The 16,001-nt window shown below is 73.2% G+C and carries 19 protein-coding genes; 6 read left to right on the top strand and 13 right to left on the bottom strand.

Features of this window, described 5'->3' with window-relative positions:
- The 7 genes from OG774_RS14525 to OG774_RS14495 all read right to left on the bottom strand — a co-directional run bounded on the left by OG774_RS14525 (position 1) and on the right by OG774_RS14495 (position 6,282).
- Positions 1-1,329, bottom strand: coding sequence for an ATP-grasp enzyme (locus OG774_RS14525; protein WP_328310957.1), 1,329 nt, complete (start codon positions 1,327-1,329; stop codon positions 1-3).
- Positions 1,330-1,331: 2 nt separating this feature from the next.
- Entirely contained in the window at positions 1,332-1,886 is a 555-nt protein-coding gene (locus tag OG774_RS14520; protein ID WP_328310584.1) for a TauD/TfdA dioxygenase family protein, read from the bottom strand.
- Between the two features lie 8 nt (positions 1,887-1,894).
- Entirely contained in the window at positions 1,895-2,719 is an 825-nt protein-coding gene (locus OG774_RS14515; protein WP_328310582.1) for an O-methyltransferase, read from the bottom strand.
- The gene (locus tag OG774_RS14510) at positions 2,716-3,915 is read right to left on the bottom strand and encodes a sedoheptulose 7-phosphate cyclase (RefSeq protein WP_328310579.1); all 1,200 of its coding nucleotides are present in this window, start codon (positions 3,913-3,915) and stop codon (positions 2,716-2,718) included. The genes OG774_RS14515 and OG774_RS14510 overlap by 4 nt, the downstream gene beginning before the upstream one ends.
- 101 nt (positions 3,916-4,016) lie before the next feature.
- Positions 4,017-4,682, bottom strand: coding sequence for an HAD family hydrolase (locus OG774_RS14505; RefSeq protein ID WP_328310577.1), 666 nt, complete (start codon positions 4,680-4,682; stop codon positions 4,017-4,019).
- A gap of 134 nt (positions 4,683-4,816) precedes the next feature.
- Positions 4,817-4,996 carry a hypothetical protein gene (locus tag OG774_RS14500; RefSeq protein ID WP_274192727.1) on the bottom strand — a complete coding sequence of 60 codons (180 nt, stop codon included), beginning with the start codon at positions 4,994-4,996 and terminating at the stop codon, positions 4,817-4,819.
- A gap of 74 nt (positions 4,997-5,070) precedes the next feature.
- On the bottom strand, positions 5,071-6,282 hold the full coding sequence (locus OG774_RS14495) for a pyridoxal phosphate-dependent aminotransferase (RefSeq protein ID WP_328310573.1): 1,212 nt from the start codon (positions 6,280-6,282) through the stop codon (positions 5,071-5,073).
- 114 nt (positions 6,283-6,396) lie between these two features.
- Between OG774_RS14495 and OG774_RS14490 the strand changes: the two genes are divergently transcribed.
- From OG774_RS14490 to OG774_RS14475, 4 genes are all read left to right on the top strand, one after another.
- A complete protein-coding gene (locus OG774_RS14490; RefSeq protein WP_328310571.1) occupies positions 6,397-6,987 on the top strand; it encodes a dihydrofolate reductase family protein in 591 nt (196 codons plus the stop codon).
- A 79-nt stretch (positions 6,988-7,066) separates the two neighbouring features.
- Positions 7,067-8,185, top strand: a complete 1,119-nt coding sequence (locus tag OG774_RS14485) for a quinone oxidoreductase family protein (RefSeq protein WP_328310569.1) — start codon at positions 7,067-7,069, stop codon at positions 8,183-8,185.
- 25 nt (positions 8,186-8,210) lie between these two features.
- On the top strand, positions 8,211-9,128 hold the full coding sequence (locus OG774_RS14480) for a fumarylacetoacetate hydrolase family protein (protein WP_328310566.1): 918 nt from the start codon (positions 8,211-8,213) through the stop codon (positions 9,126-9,128).
- Positions 9,116-10,006, top strand: coding sequence for a VOC family protein (locus OG774_RS14475; RefSeq protein ID WP_328310564.1), 891 nt, complete (start codon positions 9,116-9,118; stop codon positions 10,004-10,006). Before OG774_RS14480 ends, OG774_RS14475 begins: the two co-directional genes overlap by 13 nt.
- Positions 10,007-10,009: 3 nt before the next feature.
- On the opposite strand, the gene OG774_RS14470 is transcribed toward OG774_RS14475, so the two are convergent.
- The 5 genes from OG774_RS14470 to OG774_RS14450 are packed head-to-tail and all read right to left on the bottom strand — an operon-like array spanning position 10,010 to position 13,269.
- Positions 10,010-10,750, bottom strand: a complete 741-nt coding sequence (locus OG774_RS14470) for a GntR family transcriptional regulator (RefSeq protein ID WP_328310562.1) — start codon at positions 10,748-10,750, stop codon at positions 10,010-10,012.
- 23 nt (positions 10,751-10,773) lie between these two features.
- Positions 10,774-11,424 carry a class II aldolase/adducin family protein gene (locus tag OG774_RS14465; protein WP_328310560.1) on the bottom strand — a complete coding sequence of 217 codons (651 nt, stop codon included), beginning with the start codon at positions 11,422-11,424 and terminating at the stop codon, positions 10,774-10,776.
- Positions 11,421-11,822, bottom strand: a complete 402-nt coding sequence (locus OG774_RS14460; RefSeq protein ID WP_328310558.1) for a nuclear transport factor 2 family protein — start codon at positions 11,820-11,822, stop codon at positions 11,421-11,423. The genes OG774_RS14465 and OG774_RS14460 overlap by 4 nt, the downstream gene beginning before the upstream one ends.
- A 47-nt stretch (positions 11,823-11,869) precedes the next feature.
- Positions 11,870-12,349 (bottom strand): SRPBCC family protein, encoded by a 480-nt coding sequence (locus tag OG774_RS14455; protein WP_328310556.1) that lies wholly within the window; start codon positions 12,347-12,349, stop codon positions 11,870-11,872.
- Positions 12,346-13,269 (bottom strand): VOC family protein, encoded by a 924-nt coding sequence (locus OG774_RS14450; protein WP_328310554.1) that lies wholly within the window; start codon positions 13,267-13,269, stop codon positions 12,346-12,348. The genes OG774_RS14455 and OG774_RS14450 overlap by 4 nt, the downstream gene beginning before the upstream one ends.
- Positions 13,270-13,573: 304 nt before the next feature.
- Between OG774_RS14450 and OG774_RS14445 the strand changes: the two genes are divergently transcribed.
- Positions 13,574-14,401, top strand: coding sequence for an SDR family NAD(P)-dependent oxidoreductase (locus OG774_RS14445; RefSeq protein ID WP_328310552.1), 828 nt, complete (start codon positions 13,574-13,576; stop codon positions 14,399-14,401).
- Here OG774_RS14445 and OG774_RS14440 read toward each other — a convergent pair.
- Positions 14,382-15,170, bottom strand: coding sequence for an N-acyl homoserine lactonase family protein (locus tag OG774_RS14440; protein ID WP_328310550.1), 789 nt, complete (start codon positions 15,168-15,170; stop codon positions 14,382-14,384). The genes OG774_RS14445 and OG774_RS14440 overlap by 20 nt on opposite strands.
- A gap of 109 nt (positions 15,171-15,279) precedes the next feature.
- On the opposite strand from OG774_RS14440, the gene OG774_RS14435 reads away from it, so the two are divergent.
- A complete protein-coding gene (locus tag OG774_RS14435) occupies positions 15,280-15,984 on the top strand; it encodes a mycothiol-dependent nitroreductase Rv2466c family protein (protein WP_328310548.1) in 705 nt (234 codons plus the stop codon).
- Positions 15,985-16,001 lie beyond the last annotated feature (17 nt).

Below are 16,001 nucleotides of genomic sequence, written 5' to 3'. Positions count from 1 at the left end.
TCAGTCCCCCGCCGGCTCGACGATCTTGCCGATGTTGACGTCCACGCGGATCCACGGCCGGCCGGTGACGAGGTTGCGCCACAGCAGCGACGGGATCTGCAGGTGGTGGAGCAGCAGGAACGGCAGCGGGTCGTCGCGGTCGAAGACGGCGTCGGTGCCGCGCCGGATCACGTCGAGGCGCTCGAGGGCCGTCGACGGGCGCGAGATCATCCGCCACAGCTCGTGGTAGAGCCAGTAGGTCGGGCGGCTGTCCGGACGCGGTGTCAGCGGGCCCTGGTCGGGGTCCAGGTCGTCGAGGTAGGCCCGGGCGAGGGCGTCGGGGTCGCGGTGGAACATCGTGATCGCCGAGTGCGTCCGCGGGTTGCACTCGAGGGCGACGAGGTCGCCCTCGGGTGTCTCGATGAAGTCGAACGACAGCTGCCCGCTGACCCGCAGCGCACCGACGAAGCGGCGCACCCACTCCTCGATCTCCGGCTTGTCCACCATGGCGTAGTTGAGCTGGAACGCCGACGACTCGCAGCACGCCCAGACCTGCACGCGACCGTCCCGCACGGTGCTGTGCGTACAGTACTCCCGGCCCGTAGTGAACTCCTGGAGGATCCAGGGCGTGTCCGCGGACATCGGCTTCGACCGGGCGAACTCCCCGGTCTCGGCCGCCGTGGGGCGTGGCAGGGTCGTGAGATCGAGCCGCGCGACCGGGTCGTACGGGACGCTCTTGAGGATCCAGGGCCCGGGCTGCGCGTCGAAGTCGAAGTCCTCGACCTGCTTCGCCGCGGTCACCCGGTGGGTCTCGGGGACGGGGAGGCCGAGCGTGTCGGCGGCCTCGGCGAAGCGGTCCTTGTCGTCGAGGATGCGCAGCACCTCGGGGTCGGGGTGCAGCACCTCGCAGAGCTCGGCGAGCACCGGCTTCGCCAGCGAGTCGTACCGGCTCGCCGCGGGACTGCAGACCGGCACCCACACGTCGACGCCCTCGGCGACCACGACGTCGCGCAGCGCCTCGACGTAGCCGGGCGCGCCGGGCTCCGGCACCACGTGGAAGGCGTCGACCGCCCGCGAGAAGCGGTGCCCGGTGAACCGGTACGTCGCCGACTCGACCAGCACCACCCGGTGGCCCGCGGCGTGGAAGGCGCGTGCCAGGGCCAGGGCCTTGGTCATCTTGCCGCCGCTGATGAGCACGGTGCGCGGGTCGTCGGCCACCGTGCGCCGCGGCGGGACCAGCAGCGAGCGCACCAGCGCCGCGCCGGTGACCGCCAGCGTCACCGGCAGCGGGACGGTCAGCAGGGCGAGCGCGCCGAGGGTCTTCGGGGCGTGGGCGAGGACCGCGCGCATGCTCACGGGGCCACCACCGTCTCGCGGTGCAGGACGCGGTCGTGGTCCCAGAGGACGACGTCGCCCGGGCGCCAGGTGTGCCGGTAGGCGGTGTCCGCGGCCGTGGCGTGCTCGTGGAGGAAGCCGATCGTCGTCCGCGACGCGCCGCCGTCCATCCCGCTGATCTCCACACCGCGCTCGGGCGTGGCGAGGTGCAGCGCGGTCCGCCCGGTGTCCGGGTGCCGCCGGAACAGCGGGTGCTCGGCGCCGGCCCCGTCGGTGACCGTGCGCCCCGCGAGGTGCATACGGATGTCCGACGACAGGGTCTCGTAGGCGCGGTACCGGTCGCCGAAGAGCGCCTCGCCCCCGCGCTCGGGGGCGGTCCCGACCCGGGCGTCCCCGACGCGGCGCCGGAGCGCCGCGAGGCCGTCGTCGTCGAGCCCCTCCTGCCCGGGCACGACGACGAGGCCGTGCTCGGCCAGCAGGGTGCGCAGCTCGTCGATCCGGGCGTCGTCGGCCGTGGCGAGGTCGAGGCCGGTGACCTCGACGCCGATCGGTTCCAGTGCGGTGGTCGGCACGGTGCTCCTCACCCGCTGCGGCGGATCAGGGTCAGGCCGTCGCGCAGCGGCAGGAGCACCTGCTCGACGCGCGGGTCGGCGGCGACGGTGTCGTTGAACGCGGCGATGGCGTCCCCGTTGGCGCCGTGGTCCCCGGAGACCCACGGCGCGCCCTGCATGAGCGTGTTGTCGACGGCGACCAGGCCGTGCGGGGCGAGCAGCCCGGTGTCGAGGAGCGTCGCGAGGTAGCCCTCGTAGCCCGCCTTGTCGGCGTCGACGAACACGAGGTCGAACTCCTCGCCGGCCGCGGCCAGCGCGGCGAGGGTGTCGGCGGCCGGCCCGACCTCGACGGTGATGCGCCCGCCGGCCGGGGACTCCGAGAACGCCCGACGGGCGAGGTCGGCGACCTCGGCGTCGAGCTCGCACGCCACCAGCCGCCCGTCGACGGGCAGGGCCTCGGCCATGGCGAGCGCCGAGTACCCGGTGAACAGGCCGATCTCCAGCACCCGCCGGGCCCGCGTGGCTCCGACGAGCATCTTCAGCGCCTGACCCTCGACGTGCCCCGAGAGCATCTCCTGCTCGAGGAACACCGCCCCGGGGTCGCGCCCCGCCCAGTCGTGCTCGTGCGTCACCGCGGCGAGCCGGGCGAGCGCGGACGACTCGGGCGTGGTGCAGCGCTCGAGGTACGGGTCGAGCCCGCCGGCGAGCTCCTGCGCGCGGCGCAGGTCGGCGCGGACGTCGTCGGGCACGTCCGCCACGCCGTCGAGGCCGTCGGCGATCCGGTCGAGCGTGGCGGCGAGGATGCCGACCGGGGTCACCGGCCGGGGACCGGACGTGCGGGCCGGGGCACTCATCGGCGGAACGTGTCCACACCCGCGCCCGCGCGGGGGTGGTCGGCCACCAGTGCGCGGTGCGCGGCGAGCGTCTCCTCGAGCTCGTCGGGGCCCAGGTCGTTGATGAAGTGCGTCGTCCCGATCGGGCGCGGGACCGCGGCGCGCAGCTTGCCGTCGCGGGTCTGCAGGATCGAGTCGGTGCCCTTGGCCAGCACCTCCGGGGTGAGCAGCGGGCTGTCGAGAGAGAGCCCGAGGCGGCTCATCAGCCCGAGGATCCGGTCGCGGGCGGACGCGGTGATGTAGCCGCGGCGCTGCGCGAGCGTGGTCGAGAGCGCCATGTCGACGCTGATCGCGTGCCCGTGGAAGAAGGGCTCGTCGCCGGAGAGCTCGAGCGTCGGGCTCCAGGTGTGGCCGAAGGCGATGACGCGGTCGAGGTCGAGCTCCTGGAGGTTCGGCACCTCGAGGCGCAGCATCGTCTCGATGGCGCTGTAGGTCAGCCGGTGCGTGACCTCGCGCAGCTCCGGCGAGCCGTCCCGGTGCCCGAAGCCGGTCGCCAGCAGGTCCTCGCCGTACTTCTCGAGCAGCTCGAAGATGCTCTCGTTGCCCACCACGGCGATCTTGATCAGCTCCGCCATGCCGTTGCGCACCTGCTCGACGGGCAGGCTCGCGAGGAACGAGAAGTCGAGCAGCACCTGACGGGACGCGTGGAAGGCCCCGAGCCGGTTCTTCGCCTTGCCGTGGTTCACCGCGACCTTGATCGCGACGCTGGCGTCGACGAGCCCGATGAGCGTGGTCGGGATGCGGATGTAGTCGGTGGAGCGCCGGAAGATCGAGCACGCGAAGCCGGCGACGTCGGTGGTCAGGCCACCGCCGACGACGAGCACGGGCTCGGTGCGCACCAGTCCGAAGTCGCCGAATGCGTCCACGATGCGCTCCGCGGTGCGCAGGGTCTTGTCGGCCTCGTCGATCGCGATGGCGAAGACGGTGAGGTCGATGCCGTGGTGGTCGAAGTAGGCCGCCATCGCGTCGCCGTGCAGCTCGGCCACGGTGGCGTCCACGACGGCGAGGCAGCGGCCGTAGGGACGGTAGGCGTCCGCCAGCCCGGTGTTCTCCGGCGCGAACACGCCGTCGACGAGGGTGAGCGAGTAATCGATCTTCTGGTAACCCTCGACGTGGAAGGCGGTGTCGGTGGCCGTGAGTGTCGGCTGGGCGGTCATGGGCGCGGTCTCCCGAAACTGATTGAACGGGGTGATGTGGGCGTGCGCCATCGGACCGCCGGGTGGCCGGTGGTCGACGGGTGGTGTGGAGAGGGGGGCTGCTAGGCCGCGGTGAGGGAGGTGAGGTCGTCGACGGTCAGACGGTCGAGGCGACGCGCCGCCTCGGGGAACTCGCCACCGGCGGTGTTCTCGTTCGGGAAGGCGACGCAGGTGACCCCGGCCGCGGCGGCGGCACGGACGCCGTCGGCGTTGTCCTCGATGGCCACGGCGGCGCCGGCGTCCTCACCGAGGGTCGTCAGCGCGAGGGCGTAGGCGGCGGGGTCGGGCTTGGGGGTGTCGACCTGGTCGGAGGCGACGACGACGTCGAAGTCCTCGGGACGGACCGTCGCCCGGAGCCCGTCGAGCAGGGCGAGGACGTTGTCGCGGGACGTCGTCGTGACGAACCCGGTCTTCCAGCCCTGGCTCTTGGCCGCGCGCAGCGCGTCGAGCACGCCGGGACGGGGTGCCGGAGCCTGCGTGCGCAGCTTCTCCCGGAAGATGCGCGACTTCGTGGCGTGCACCGCGGCGGCGTCGACGTCCTCGCCACGGGCCGTCGCCTCGTCGGCGATGCGGGCCTCGCCGCCCGCCTTCCCGAGACGGGACCGGTAGTCGTCGCGGTCCCAGTTCCAGTCCAGGCCGTGCTCGGCGAAGGCCTCGTTGAAGGCCTCGCGCTGCAGTTCGGAGGAGTCGGCGACGCTGCTGATCGAGCCGAAGAGGAGTGCGGTCACCGGTGTGGTCCCTTTCGATCCGGGCGCACCGGGTTGGGCGCCGCGAGGGGGGTGACCACGGGGGGACGGCCGAAACGTGCTCCTCGGCGGGGGCGACGGGCCCGCTCGGGGCGGGACCCGTCGCGCGCCTCCGCTCAGGCGGCGGAGGTGCTCCCGGTCGGCAGGGCGTCCTGGATCGCGCGCAGCTCCTGCGCGACGGTGACGAGGCCGTCGGCGTTCACGCGGCGCAGCTCCTCGAGGACCTGCTCGAGCAGGGTGTTCGTGGTCTCCAGGGCCTCGCGCAGGGGCGCGGTACCGGCGATGTCGCCCAGCATGGGTCGTCCTCCTTCAGTAGGAGGTACCCACAGTACCCGATACCGGAGGTTCCGCGTGCCCGACGTCGCCCGGCTCACTCCTGCCGGTAGGTCTCCAGGAACCTCCCGATCCGCGTGATCGCGTCGTCGAGGGTCTCGGCGTGGGGGAGGGTGAGGATCCGGAAGTGGTCGGGCGTCGGCCAGTTGAAGCCCGTGCCCTGCACGACCTGGATCTTCTCCTCGCGCAGCAGGTCGAGCACGAACTGCTCGTCGTCCTTGATCGGGTAGTGCTCGGGGTCGAGCTTCGGGAACGCGTAGAGCGCGCCGCGCGGCTTGACGCAGGAGACGCCCGGGATGGCGTTGAGCCCCGTCCACGCCCGCTCGCGCTGCTCGTGGAGCCGCCCGCCCGGGGCGGTGAGGTCGCCGATCGTCTGGCGCCCGCCCAGCGCGGCCTGGATCGCGTACTGCGCCGGGGTGTTCGCGCACAGGCGCATGGACGCCAGCATCGCCAGACCCTCGAGGTAGTCGCGGGCGTGCTGGCGCGGCCCGGTGACCACCAGCCAGCCCGACCGGAAGCCGGCGACGCGATGGGTCTTCGAGAGGCCCGAGAACGTCAGCACGACGAGGTCCGGCGCGAGCGAGGCGATGTCGTGGTGCACCGCGTCGTCGTAGAGCACCTGGTCGTAGATCTCGTCGGCCATCACCATCAGCCCGTGCCGGCGCGCGAGGTCGAGCAGGCCCTCCAGGACCTCCTTCGAGTAGACCGCGCCGGTCGGGTTGTTCGGGTTGATGATGACCAGCGCCTTGGTGCGGTCGCTGATCTTCGCGGCGACGTCGTCGAGGTCGGGGAACCAGTCCGCCGACTCGTCGCAGCGGTAGTGCACGGCGCGCCCGCCGGCGAGCGTGGCCACCGCGGTCCACAGCGGGTAGTCGGGCGCGGGCACGAGGACCTCGTCGCCGTCCTCCACCAGGGCCTGGACGGCCATCGAGATCAGCTCGGAGACGCCGTTGCCGAGGAAGACGTCGTCGACGTCGACGTCGAGCCCGCGCGCCTGGTAGCGCCCGGCGACCGCGCGCCGCGCGGGCAGCACGCCGCGCGAGTCGGTGTAGCCGTGCGCCTGCGGGAGCATCCGGATCATGTCCTGGACGATCTCCTCGGGCGCCTCGAAGTCGAAGAGCGCCGGGTTGCCGGTGTTCAGGCGCAGGACGCTGTGCCCCGCCTCCTCCAGCAGGTTCGCCTGCTCGACCACCGGCCCGCGGATCTCGTAACACACGTCGCGCAACTTGTTCGACTGCCGGAACTCCACCGCACTACCCCTCGCACACGACGCCGGCACGACTCCGTGCCGCGTGCCGGTCTACCAAACGAGGACGTGTGACGGGGGTCTCCGGTTGCTCAACGTTGTGGTTGAATAAGCGCCATGACCGTGCTGCTGGTGGCGACGATGTCGCTCGACGGGTTCATCGCCCGTCCCGACGACTCGGTGGGCCCGCTGTTCGACTGGTTCGGCGCCGGCACCGAGGAGGTGACCGCGGCGGACGAGGACCGCGTCTTCCGCACCACCGAGGCGAGCGCCACCTGGATCCGCGAGCAGTGGGGGAAGGTCCGCGCCGGTGTGTGCGGGCGGCACCTCTTCGACCACACAGGAGGCTGGGACGGGCGCCCGCCGGCCGGCGACCACGTCGTCGTGCTGACGCACGCGGTGCCCACGGACTGGCCGTACCTCGACACCGCCCCGTTCACCTTCGTCACCGAGGGCGTCGAGGCCGCGGTGGCGACCGCGCAGGAGCTCGCGGGCGACGCCGACGTCACGGTGACGGCCGGGGACGTGGGCGGGCAGGCGCTGGCGGCCGGCCTCGTCGACGAGGTCGAGATCTCCCTGGTGCCCGTCGTGCTCGGGCGCGGGAAGCGCTTCTTCGGCGAGGACGCCCCCGAGATCGTGCTCGAGGACCCCTATGTCTCGGTGCCGGGTCGTCGCGTCACGCACCTGCGCTACCGCGTCCCCCGGTAGGTGGGCAGAGGCTCCGGAGCGCATTGCGCGGGCCCTCAAAGTGTGTGCACTATGAGCCGCCCAGGGAAGGAGCCTGTCGATGACGACCCTCTCCGCGAGACCCGTTCCCGCCGCGTGGCCGTCGGTGCCGCGCGAGCTCCCGCGCACCATGTCCGCGGTCGTGTTCGACGCCTTCGGTCCGCCGGACGTGCTGCGCGTCGACACGGTCGACGTGCCGGAGGTGGGTCCCGGTGAGGTCCTCGTGCGGGTCGCGGCGGTGTGCGTCGGCCGCTTCCTCGACGTCTCCCTGCGCGCGGGCCGGCACCCCGTCACGCCGGAGCTGCCCCACGTCCTCGGGGTGGAGCACGCGGGCACGGTGGTCGCGATCGGTCCGGGGGTCGAGATGGGCGTGAGCGAGATCGACGTCGGCCAGCACGTCGCCGTCTGGCCGGTGCTGGGCTGCGGCAACTGCGAGGCCTGCCTGTCGGGCAGCAAGGAGGCCTGCCCGACGCTGCGGATCGCCGGCGTGCACTCCCACGGCGCCTACGCCGAGTACACCGCGGTCGGCACGGACGCCGTCTGGTCGCTGCCCGACGACCTGGACCCGGCGACCGCCGCGGGCGTCGCCCTCGCCGGGCCGGTCGCGATGAACCAGCTGCGCCAGGCCGGCCTGCGCAAGGGCGACTGGGTGCTCGTGGCGGGCGCGGCCTCGGCCCTCGGGTCCACCACCGCCGAGCTCGCCCGGCACCTCGGCGCACGGGTCATCGGCACCTCCCGCGCGGCCTGGAAGCGCGAGCGGCTCCTCGCGATGGGCCTCGAGGCGGCTCTCGACCCCACCGCCGAGGGCTTCGCCGACGAGGTCCGCGCCCTGACCGGCGGGGCGGGCGTCGCCGTGGCCGTCGACGACCTCGGCGACCCGGACATCTTCGCCCGCCTCACCGACGTCCTCGCCCCGCAGGGTGTGCTCGTCTCGTCGGGGGCGTTCCTCGGCGGGACGGTGCCGCTGAACCTGGCCCGGCTCTACACGCTCAACCAGCGGATCCTCGGTGTCCGCACGGGCAACGACGCCAGCGCCCTCGCGCTGTGGGCGGAGGTCGCGCGCGGCTTCCGCCCCGTCGTCGACCGCGCGTTCCCGCTGGCGGAGGCGGCCGAGGCGCACCGTTTCCTGGAGGCCGACGACAACATGGGCCGGATCGTGCTGATCACGGGCCAGGCCTGAGTCCGAACAGCGCAGAGGAGGACGCGTGCGCGAGGCGCCGTGGATGCTCGTCACCCACCACCAGGGTGACGCCGCGAAGTCGGAGGTCGGCATCCGTGCCGGTGGGGTGATCCGCCGGGCGCCGGACGAGCTCGCCGGACGGACGATGCTCGAGGTGCTGGGGGAGTGGGACACCCTGGCCCCGGTGCTGCGCGGCCTCGACCTCGACCGGCTCGCGCCGGTGGAGGGCGCGGTGCTGCTCGCGCCGCTGCTCTACCCGCCGAAGGTGCTCTGCGCGGGGGCGAACTACTACGCCCACCTCGCCGAGATGGGCGTGGACCGCCCCCCGGGCCCGGTCGAGCCGTACTTCTTCTTCAAGCCGCCGACGACGTCGGTGGTCGGGCCGGGCGAGGCGATCGTGCTGCCCCCGCGCGCCGGCCGGAAGATCGACTGGGAGGTCGAGCTCGCCGCGGTGATCGGCCGCCGGTGCGTCGACGTGCCGGTGGAGCACGCGCTCGACGTCGTCGCCGGCTGGACGATCGTCAACGACGTCTCGTCGCGCGACCTGCTCGACCGCGCCGGCGCGATCGCGCCGCCGTTCGGGCACGACTGGGTCGGCGCCAAGGCCGGCGACACGTTCTGCCCGACGGGGCCGGGGATCGTGCCGTCGTGGATGGTCGACGACCCGCAGCGGGTGGCGCTGCGCCTGTCGGTCAACGGCGTGGTGAAGCAGGACTCGAGCACCACCGACATGGTGACCCCGATCGACCAGCTGATCGCCGCCGCGAGCCGGGCGGTGACCCTCGAGCCCGGCGACGTCATCGCCACCGGCACGCCGGCCGGGGTCGGCTTCCCCCGCGGCGAGTTCCTGGCGCCCGGCGACGAGACCCTCGCCGAGGTCGACGGCGTCGGCGCGCTGCACAACCCCGTCACCGAACGAGAGGACAGGTCATGGGCACGGTGAACGTCTCGAAGCTCGGCTACGTGGGCTTCGAGACCCCCGACGTCGAGCGGCTCGTCGAGTACTACACGACGGTCCTGGACTTCGTGCTCGTCGAGGGCGACGACCGCGGGGCGTTCCTCACCACCGGCTCCGACCACCACTGCGTGGTCGTCACGAAGGGCGACACCAAGGCCCGGCAGGTGGTCGGCTACGAGCTCTGGGAGGACCTGGACAGCGCCGAGCAGCGGCTCAAGGACGCCGGGTACGTCACCGAGCGGCGCAGCGACATCGGGCCGGGCACGCCCGACGTCCTCGTGCTGGAGGAGCCGATGACCGGGGTCGCGCTGCACCTGGCGACCTCGCAGGACCCCAGCGGCGTCCAGGGCCTCACGCCGCTGCGCCCCACCAAGCTCGGCCACGTCGCGGCCTACACCCCGGAGCTGGCGACCATGCAGTCCTTCTACCAGGACCTCCTCGGGTTCCGGTGGTCGGACACGGTCGGCGACTTCTTCGTCTTCATGCGCTGCAACGCCGACCACCACGCGGCCAACTTCATGGCCAGTCAGAAGTACTCCGGCATGCACCACGTCGCCTACGAGATGCGCAGCCCCGACCACCTGATCTCGATGCTCGACCACCTCGCCAAGCACGGCTACCGGCTGCACTGGGGGCCGGGCCGCCACGGGCCGGGCCACAACCTGTTCACCTACCACCGCGACCCCGACGGCAACGTCGTCGAGCTGTTCACGCAGATCGACGTCGTGGTCGACGAGGCCAAGGGCCGCTGGGAACCGCGGCCGTGGCACGAGGAGTTCCCGATGTACCCGAGGACCTGGGAGGTCGACCTCGCCACGGTCAACCAGTGGGGGCCGATCGACCCGCCGAGCCTGGACCACTAGCCCTCAGGAGGAGCCCAGCAGCAGCGCGAGCGCCCCGTCGACGCAGGGGGTGCCGTGGCCCGGGGCGTGGCCGTCGACCACGCGCCGGGCCGTGCCGGCGAGGTGGCGTGCCATCTCGGCGACCGCGGCGTCGGGGTCGGCGTCGCGCACGGCGTCGAAGATGGCCTGGTGCTCGCGCTGCCGGGCCCCGAAGTCGGTCCGGTGCCGGGCCTGGTCGATGCGCACGTAGCGCTCGCTCTGCTCGGCGTAGGAGTTGATGGTGCGCAGCACGGTCGCGCCGCAGCGCCCGACCAGCAGGCGGTGGAAGCCGCGGTGGGCGACGGTCCAGCTCGCCATGTCGCCGGCCCGGTAGGTGCGCTCCATCTCCTTGAACGCCGACGTCGCGCCCCGGATCTCCTCGCGGCTCAGCCGGCCGGCGGTCAGGCGCGCGCCGAGCGACTCGAGCGTGATCCGGGCGGCGTAGAGCGAGTCCAGCTCCTCGGCGTCGAGCCCGAGGACGTGGCTGCGCTGGTTGGGCTCGGAGGAGATGAGCCCCTCCTCCTGCAGCATCCGGAACGCCTCGCGCAGCGGCGTGCGCGACACCGCGAGGACGCGGGCGAGCTCGGCCTGCTTGAGCTGGGTGCCGGGCGGCAGCGCGCCGGAGATGATCAGGTCGCGCAGGTACGCGTGCACGCTGACGCTCGTCTGGCGCGGGTCGTTGATGCGCAGCCCCGCACGGCCCCCCAGGAGCTCGCCGATCGACACCGCCGGAGTGTATGCAGACGTGCTCACGGCAGCCCTGCGAGGTGACGCCACAACCGCTCCATCAGGGGCGGGGCGGCTGCGCGCCACGCGTCGATCTCGTCGACGGTGAGGGCCCGCGGCCCGTGCCCGACGGTCGTGAGGTGCACCCGGCACGCGGCCTCGAGCAGCCACATCCGGGCCACCGCCGCCCCGGGGTCCGCGCCCACGGTGAGCGCGCCGTTGCCCCGCAGGAGCACGGCGTCCTCGTCGGCGAGGGTGTCGGCGGCGGCCTCGGCGCGCTCCCGGTCGCGCAGCAGCCGTGCGGAGCCGTGCACCGGGATGCGGCGCCCCAGCCAGGACGCGTGCCCGTGCAGCGGGACCAGCTCGGTCGCGATCGCCGACGCGGCGAAGGCCGACTCGGGCTGGGCGCGCGCCACGGCGCCGACGTCGGGGCGCGCCCGGTAGATCGCGAGGTGCGCCCAGGTCTCCGGGGCGGTGCCCGCCGGCAGCTCCCCGGCGGCCGCGTCGAGTGTCACCAGCGCGTCGGCGGTGACGTTGCCCGGCGCGATCGGCGGGGTGATCACCACGAGGTCCCCGACGCGCGCGGACACGTGCCCGAACGCGGTGACCAGCCCGTGCCGGGCCAGCGTCCGCGCCGCGAGCGCGACCTGCTCGCGAATCTCGTCGAGTGTCACGGGACCGGTGCGGCCTCCTGGGATTCGGCCTCCATCGCAGCGAACAGGGGCGCGAGATCGATGTGGATGCGCAACGAGGAAACCAGGCCCTGCGGGGTGCGGTCGAGGATCGACACGCACGGCAGCGGCACGTGCGCGCCACCCCTGGTCGTGTAGTGGGTGGTGACCTCGAGGATCGCGGTCGCGCCGTCGTTCTCGTCCCAGCGGTGGTGGACCTCGTGGCGCATCCCGCCGATCATCGACCAGAAGCCCTCGAAGGCGTCGTGGATGGCGGCGATGCCGACCGTGGGCGGCTGGTTGCCGAAGATCACCACGGCGTCCTCGGTGTGGCGCGCGACGAACGGCTCGAGACGGAGCGCGTCGACGTCGGCGTAGTAGTCGGTGACCCAGTCGGACATGCGGGGCTCCTCTGATCGGTCAGACGGGTGGGCTCGGGAGGGAGGGCTCAGACGGCTGCGCCGGCGGCGATCTTGCGGACGGCGCCGAGCGTGGCGGCCACCGCGGCGCGGTAGCTGTCGGTCATCTGTTCGGCGTGTGCCTTCTCGCCCGCCGACCCGCCCGGCTCGCCGGCCACGGTCAGCGCGAAGCTGAACCGCAGTGTCAGGTCGTCCGGACCGTCGTCATCGGATTCGGCACCCTCGATCTCGTTCGCGATCGTGCCCAGCACCGGCCCGGCGATGCGGGTGAACACCACGCGGTGCGGATGCTCGAGGGTGATCCGCTCGGAGAACGCCTGGCCCTTGAACACGATGTCGCGGTCGAACACGGTGTCGCTGTACCGGGCGGTGACCGTGCAGTCGGTGATCGACGGGACGAACGGCAGCGCGTTCTCCGCCTTGCGCACCAGCCCGTCCCACAGGGCGTCGCGCGTGATCAGCGGCTCGCCCGGCTCGTTCACGGGCAGCGCGTGCGTCACGAAGATCATGGGTGAACGGCCTCCGGGAGTACCAGGGGTGGAGTGACCTGGGGTTGGGTCACCTGGGGTTGTGTGACGGGCTTCTGCGTCGGACCGAGCCACATGTCGATCGACCCGCGCTCGGCGGGATCGAAGTACCGGGGCCGCCAGGCCGTCTCGTCGGTGATCCGGCGGACGCCGTACGAGTACTCGTAGGTGAGGCCCTCGGGTCCGAGGAAGTAGAGGAACACCGCGCCCGACTGCGGGTGGCGTCCCGGGCCCATCTCGATGAGCACGCCCTGCTCCTGCAGGTGGTGCCAGTTGCGGAACACGTCGTCGATCTCGGCGACCTGGAAGTTCACGTGGCACAGGCCGGGACGGTCGCCCTGGAACACCGCGAGCTTGTGGTGGACCTCGTCGATGCGCATCAGGCACGCCGCGTCGCCGATCCAGTCCGAGGCCCGCGCGTTGAACGTCGTCGACCAGAACCGGTGGGCCTCGGCGACGTCGGGGGCGTCGAGGCAGAGGTGGCCGAACTCGGTGATGCCCGACCCCCGGCCCGGCCGCACCGGGCGGGCGAGAGTCTGCTGCCCGCAGACCAGCTCGATCCGGTTGCCGAACGGGTCGTCGAACCCGATCAGGTCGCCGACCCGCCGCGACCGGGCGTCGGACGCGCCGCCGCGCCACACCGTGAACCCGCGGCTCTCGAGCTCGGTCTCCGCCAGCGCGAGGGCGCCGGGGCCGTCGACGGTGAACGCCGAGGCGATGACGCCCGAGGCCCCCTCGACGAACGCCAGGCAGTGGTGCCGGGAGTCCGCGCGCAGGTGGGCGACCCCCGGCTCGCCTCCGTCGACGTGCTCGAGCCCGACCACCTCGGTCGCGAAACGCACCGCGCCCGCGAGGTCGGCCGCGCCGGAGCGGATGTAGGCGATGTCGACCAGCTCGATCACACCGGGGCCTCCCGCCTCGACAGTGATGGGGACCACTCAGGGTGCATACAGTTGCGGCGGGTGTCAATCGTCCACCGCAGTCCCGCTCACCGGGACGCCCGTGCCCCGGGCGGCGGACCGCCGGGCCCAGACTCCGGCGCACGAGCGGCACGGGACGGCGAAGGGCCGCAGAGCGGGTGGGGCGACCCGACCCGCGCCCGCGACGCGTTCGACACCACCGCGCTCCCGTACGACCCGGCGGCGGCCCCGGCCTGACGGGACGAGCGTGTTGACGGTCACGCTTAAGTGTGCACACTCTAGAGGCGTGAGCACAGTGCCGACGGACGCCACGCCCGCTCGTTTCCCCACGACCGCCCCCTCCGCGCCGCCCGGCGGGCGCCTGGCCGGCAAGCGGGTGCTGATCACCGGCACCGCCGGCGGGCAGGGGGAGGCTGCCCAGGCGGTGTTCCTCCGCGAGGGTGCGCGGGTGGTCGGGTGCGACGTGCAGCCCGGCGCGGCCGAGCGCACGGCGGGCCCGCTGGCCGCCGAGGGGTTCGACGTCGCCGGTCACACCGTCGACCTCGCGGACCCGGTGGCGGCGGAGCGCTGGATCGAGGAGAGCGCCGCGCGGCTCGGCGGCATCGACGTCCTCTACAACAACGCCGCCGGCGCGGGGTTCGCGCCGTTCGACCAGATGACGCTCGACCTCTGGCGCCACGTGCTCCACGTCGAGCTGGACATCGTCTTCCACACCACCCGGCCGGCCTGGCCGCACCTGCTGGCCACCGGCAACGCCTCGGTGATCAACACGGCCTCGATGTCCGGGCTGCGCGGCATCGCACCGCTCGGGCAGGTCGCGCACTCGGCGGCCAAGGGCGGGGTCATCGCGATGACGCGCTCGCTCGCGGCCGAGGGCGCCGAACGGGGCGTCCGCGTCAACACGATCTCGCCGGGCTTCGTCACCTCCCCGGCCACCGACCAGTTCGTCGGCGACGAGCTGCGGGCGTTCCAGATGGGGTTCCACCTGATCCAGCGGCCCGGCACCGGGCTCGACATCGCCCACCTCGCGGTCTACCTGGCCTCCGACGAGTCGGTGTGGGTCACCGGGCAGAACATCTCGATCGACGGTGGGGTCACGGCCGGCTTCCGCTGATCTCGCCGGGCGCCGCGAAGCGCGCCCAGTCCTCGGGGTCGTGGGTCACCCAGATCGCGGCCTCGTGGGTGGCGGCGAGCCCGATGAGGCGCTGGAGCGAGGTGAGGGCGAGGCACCGGTCGGTGTCCGCGGCCATGGGTGCGGGCGCCCGGACCGCCTCGTGGAGGTGGGCGGTGTCGCCGGCGAGGAGCAGCGTGCCTCCCGGCAGCCGGACCAGCAGGCTCGTGTTCCCCGGCGTGTGCCCCGGCATCGCGAGCACGACGACCGAGCCGTCGCCGAAGAGGTCGAGGTCGCCGTCGGCGAAGGTCCAGTCGGCGTCGCGGACGGGGTCGAGGTCCTCGGACCGGGCGAGCGCCGCGACGTCGGGGTCGCTGCCGTCGACCGCGCCCCGGTCGCCCGCCCCGAGCACGAACCGGGCGTGCCGGACGTGGCGCAGCCCGCCCGTGTGGTCGAAGTGCACGTGGGAGAGCACGACGTGCGTGATGTCGCCGGGGTCGACGCCCGCCGCCGCGAGCTGCCGGTCGAGGCGCTGCGCCGGGGTCATCCGGACCTTCTCGCCGAGCTCGCCGTAGGTGCCGACGGGGTCGTCCGCGGCCTCCGGCGCGAGCCCGGTGTCGAGCAGGACGAGGCCCTCGTCGTGCTCGACGAGGAAGGTCGGCACCACGAGCTCGACCGGTCCCGGGGCCGCGCCGTCGAGCATGTCGGCGCGGTCGAGCGTCAGCCGCGCGCCGTCGAGGGCCCGGAGCCTGCGCGCCGTCCCGGTGGTCATGTCTTTCGGCTACCCGGTCCGGATGAGACACCCTGAGCGACGACGCTTCGAACACCGAAGCGTCGTCGCGAGGCCCATGCCGGTCCGAGGTCCCGGGTATCCGGCCCCAATGAGCGATCGACTCGAGTTCTTCTTCGACCCGATCTGCCCCTTCTGCTGGGTGACCTCGCGATGGGTCGTCGAGGTCGCGCGCCAGCGCCCCACCGAGGTCACGTGGCGGCCGCTGTCCCTCGCGATCCTCAACGAGGAGATCAGCTACGAGGAGCGGAAGAAGGCGTCGCCGGAGTACCCCGACAGCCACGTCCGCGGTCTGGAGATGCTGCGCGTGGTGCACGCGGCGCGGGAGGCCCACGGAGCGGAGGTCGTCGGCGACCTCTACACCGCGCTCGGCGAGCTCGTCTGGGACGCCGACCCGCCCGAGGGCGACGACTTCAAGGCGGTCATGCACGAGATGGCCCGGCAGCGCGACCTGCGCCCGGCCCTCGAGCGCGTCGGCCTGCCCACCGACCTGGCCGACGCGGCGCACGACACCTCCCGCGACGACGACCTGCGCGCCGAGACCCAAGAGGCGGTCGACCGCTGCGGGGGCGGGGTGGGGACGCCGATCCTGTCGTTCAGCCCGCCGGACGGCCCCGCCCTCTTCGGCCCCGTGATCGACGCGCCGCCGCGCGGCGAGGACGCCCTGCGCCTGTGGGACGCGGTGCAGACGCTGGGGGAGTGGGGCGGCTTCGCCGAGCTCAAGCGCACCGCGCGCTCGTTCCCCGACACCCCCATGTCCTCGAAGCTCGCGCGGACGGAGACGACGGTCCGGTAGGTCAGCCTGGGGGCCAC

The organism is Actinomycetospora sp. NBC_00405 (assembly GCF_036044095.1).
Classification (GTDB): Bacteria; Actinomycetota; Actinomycetes; order Mycobacteriales; family Pseudonocardiaceae; genus Actinomycetospora; species Actinomycetospora callitridis.
Note: the sequence above shows the minus strand (reverse complement) of the source record. Positions and strands in the feature narration are given on the sequence as shown.

What these genes read in the sequence shown, in the direction of transcription:
- OG774_RS14525 (WP_328310957.1), bottom strand. Translation starts at nt 1,329, where the DNA reads ATGCGCGCGGTCCTCGCCCACGCCCCGAAGACCCTCGGCGCGCTCGCC.
- OG774_RS14515 (WP_328310582.1), bottom strand. Translation starts at nt 2,719, where the DNA reads ATGAGTGCCCCGGCCCGCACGTCCGGTCCCCGGCCGGTGACCCCGGTC.
- OG774_RS14510 (WP_328310579.1), bottom strand. Translation starts at nt 3,915, where the DNA reads ATGACCGCCCAGCCGACACTCACGGCCACCGACACCGCCTTCCACGTC.
- OG774_RS14500 (WP_274192727.1), bottom strand. Translation starts at nt 4,996, where the DNA reads ATGCTGGGCGACATCGCCGGTACCGCGCCCCTGCGCGAGGCCCTGGAG.
- OG774_RS14490 (WP_328310571.1), top strand. Translation starts at nt 6,397, where the DNA reads ATGACCGTGCTGCTGGTGGCGACGATGTCGCTCGACGGGTTCATCGCC.
- OG774_RS14485 (WP_328310569.1), top strand. Translation starts at nt 7,067, where the DNA reads ATGACGACCCTCTCCGCGAGACCCGTTCCCGCCGCGTGGCCGTCGGTG.
- OG774_RS14475 (WP_328310564.1), top strand. Translation starts at nt 9,116, where the DNA reads ATGGGCACGGTGAACGTCTCGAAGCTCGGCTACGTGGGCTTCGAGACC.
- OG774_RS14460 (WP_328310558.1), bottom strand. Translation starts at nt 11,822, where the DNA reads ATGTCCGACTGGGTCACCGACTACTACGCCGACGTCGACGCGCTCCGT.
- OG774_RS14455 (WP_328310556.1), bottom strand. Translation starts at nt 12,349, where the DNA reads ATGATCTTCGTGACGCACGCGCTGCCCGTGAACGAGCCGGGCGAGCCG.
- OG774_RS14440 (WP_328310550.1), bottom strand. Translation starts at nt 15,170, where the DNA reads ATGACCACCGGGACGGCGCGCAGGCTCCGGGCCCTCGACGGCGCGCGG.
- OG774_RS14435 (WP_328310548.1), top strand. Translation starts at nt 15,280, where the DNA reads ATGAGCGATCGACTCGAGTTCTTCTTCGACCCGATCTGCCCCTTCTGC.